Origin of the sequence: Pseudomonas fuscovaginae SE-1 (genome assembly GCF_000364705.1) — a bacterium.
In the GTDB taxonomy this organism is placed as follows: domain Bacteria; phylum Pseudomonadota; class Gammaproteobacteria; order Pseudomonadales; family Pseudomonadaceae; genus Aquipseudomonas; species Aquipseudomonas fuscovaginae_A.
Window position 1 is genome coordinate 1 of sequence record NZ_AQOH01000378.1, and the last position, 3091, is coordinate 3091.

Here is a 3091-nt window from a genome sequence, read left to right on the forward strand (position 1 = left end):
CGAATACCCATGAAGGCCACCATGTCAGAGCAACCCTCCCTCTATTTACTGTCCCAGGCCATGGAACTGCGCACCACCCTCAGCGCCCAGGAAAAGGCGCTGTCGATCGACAGCACCGAGCGCAGTTGGCTCGGCTACCTGTTCCTGGCCAACCATGACGCGCGTGAGGAAACCGGCAACCCGATGTACGTCGACAAGCTGTTCATCGTCACCCAGGGCGCCACCACGGCGGACCTGGCCGGCAGTTTCCTGGTCAGCGGCGCCGTCGGGCACGCGGTGTTCCTCTGCACCCCGGCGTTCGGCCTGGAACGCTTCGCCTCCCGCGAGCTGGCGCTGGCGAAACTCGACGAACGCCTGGGCATCCCGACCCAGCGCGACGAACTGCTGCGCTTCGTCCCCTTGCGAATCAGGAACGCCATCCCGTACGAGCCCCCGCCCACCCTGCTCACCCGCCTGATCCAGGGCGTGGTCCTGAGCGATCGACGCCAGGCCGTGGACGCCTACCTCGACACCACCCTGAAACACCTGCAGGACGAACTGCTCGAACTGCCCAGCCTCAAGACCGTGATCAACCAACTGCTCGACAGCACCCTGGGCAAGCGCTTCCCCCGCGCCAACCTCAAGGCCCTGACCGTCATCAGTCGCGAGGCGCCCGGCGAAGCGGGCACGCCTGGTACGGCCTCCAGCCGTACGCTGAGCGAAACCCTGCTGGAACAGTACATCCGCGGCCAGTGGCCCAGCGGCCAGACCCACGAGTTCATCTCCCCCGGCTACACCGCGCAGCCGCCGGACAACGCCGTCTGGGAAAACACCCTCGCCACCCTCGCCAGGCAGTTGCCAAGCCATCTGCAGAGCCGGCTCAGGGCCTTCTGGGACCTGCCGCTGGATATCGGCAAGCCGCGCCGGCAACTGTTCGTCGACGCCCTGGGCACGCGCTTTCGCGCCGAACTGCTGCACCAGGAGCAGGACCTCAACGAGATCGACCCGCAAGACTACCCGATGCTGTGCGCCCTCTACCCGCTGGACAGCGCCAGGCTCGGCGCCGCCACGCTGTACACCGTCACGCTGCAGACCCGCGACAGCGCATTCACGCTGGCCAACGCCTTTGTGGCAGGTCGCGACCGCACCCCTTCCGCCGAGCATTTCCTCTACGGCGCCGAGCGGCTGCAGGCCTTCGACAACCGGGAACGGCTGCTGGAGGCGCTCAGGACACGGCTGCGGGACCCCGCACAGAACCCCGCCTGGCTCCACGGTCTGTCCCTGCGCGAACGGGCCGCGCTCATGACCGCCGACATCACCGAGGTGTCGCTGACCGCGAGCGAACCGTCGATTTTCACCACGCTGTTCAAGCGCATCCTCGACAAGCTGCTGGACAACGTCGCCTACGTGCTGGAGCGCTATCGCCACAGCGGCGGCGCGCTGGCGCTGCCGACCGCCTTCGAGAGCGCGCTGGACATCCGGGCGCTGATCGCCCCGCGACTGGTCACGCTCGCCCAGGGAACGCGCTGGAGCGCCCGGCTGGATCTCTCGCCCAGCGAACGGCCCGCGGTGCCCCCGCTGCTCAAGACCCTGCGCCCGACCCTGGACACCGCCACGCACCAGTTGGCGACCCTGGAGCAACTCAAACGACAGATCCTCGCCGGGCTGAAACAGCGTCCGTCGCTCAAGGCCTTCATCCAGAGCCAGTTGTCCAGCGAGCTCAATCGCGCGCAACTGCACAACCTGTCCGCCGACAACCTGTATATCAACCACTATGCCGCGGCGCTCCCCCAGGTCGGCGACCCCGACCAGCCCCCCAGCGCCTCGCAAAGCGTCGTCGACCATGTGCTCGAACGCCTGCGCCAGAGCGCTGGCGAACTGGCCGGCGTCACCGTCGGCGTCTTCAGCAAGAGCGCCGAAGGCCTGTGGTCGCGGGTCGCCAACCTGGACCTCGACCAGCTCAACCGGCTCGTCACGGCGCTGCTGCCGGACTTTCTCGGCCACTACCTGCGCCGGCAACGCTCGATCTACGGCGGGCTGTCCAGTGCCCTGAACCAGGCGATCAGGTCCGGGTTGCGCGGCGAGGTGCAACTCAAGCAAATGCGTGGCGCCCTGCGGGCCAGCGACCTCGACCTGCTCGAGCACCTGCTCGACAGCCATCGGCGCGATACGCGCCCGGGCCTGAACGGCTTCATTCCGGACGCCTTCGCCCTCACCTATAAACGCGACACGGCGGCCGCCCCGGTGCGGTTGCACAACTGCTTCCTGCTGACCGCCCACGGTGGCCTGGACCAGCAGCACGCCGGCAAGGCCCTGCTCTGGACTCCGGCCCAGGGGGCCGAGCCCTTCGACTCGCTGCACGGCGCCGAGGCCGAACTGCAACGGCGCCTGCATGACCCGGTGGAGCGCCTTTCCCTGCTGGAAAACACCACGCAGGAGGAACGGCCCAGGCACCTGCCCCTTGTCCCCCGCCAGCGCAACCATCCGCAGACCTACCCCAGCCTCGGCTTCGAGCTGATTCACAACGGTTTGCAGGGCTACCTGTTCAACTCGCTGATCGACCAGGCGCTGGCCGACCTGAGCCACGCCACCACCTCGAAATACAGCGGTGAGCACCTGCACCAGCACCTGCAGAGCTGCCTCGAAAGCCAGACGACGGTGCCCATGCTGGAACAAGCGATCCGGGCGGCGCGGGACACCGCCACCCACCTGGCGCTGCCGCCCTGGCTCGGCGCCACCAGCGACCGCGGGCAGTTCGCCCTGGCCGCCCTGCTCGACCGCTATCGCCGCGAGGCGGCGACGACCGACGACTACCTCCAGGGCATTCCCACGCTCCGCGAGACGGCCAGTGTCAAGCTCAAAAGCCTGCTGTCGCGGGACTACCCGGACCAGGCGCTGGACCCACGGCGGATCACCGTCTGGCTGACGCCCAGGGATGCCGCCCTGCCGCTCAGCGAACCGCTGACCGATTTCGCCCTGCGCCATTTCGACGACATCAGCTCACGCGCGATCAGCCTCGACCTGGCCGCGGGCAGCCTGCCCGACAGCCTGACCGGCGAACGGGCCCGAAGCCTGGTCAAGGAAGCGGCCATCGGCAGCCACTACGCGGCGC

General features: G+C 68.2%; 1 protein-coding gene. It reads left to right on the top strand.

Translation table 11 applies throughout. The features are described from left to right. Positions 1 to 21 precede the first annotated feature (21 nt). Positions 22 to 3091, top strand: a 3070-nt coding sequence (locus K675_RS0129420; protein WP_157384019.1) for a dermonecrotic toxin domain-containing protein, incomplete at its 3' end; no start/stop codon positions are given.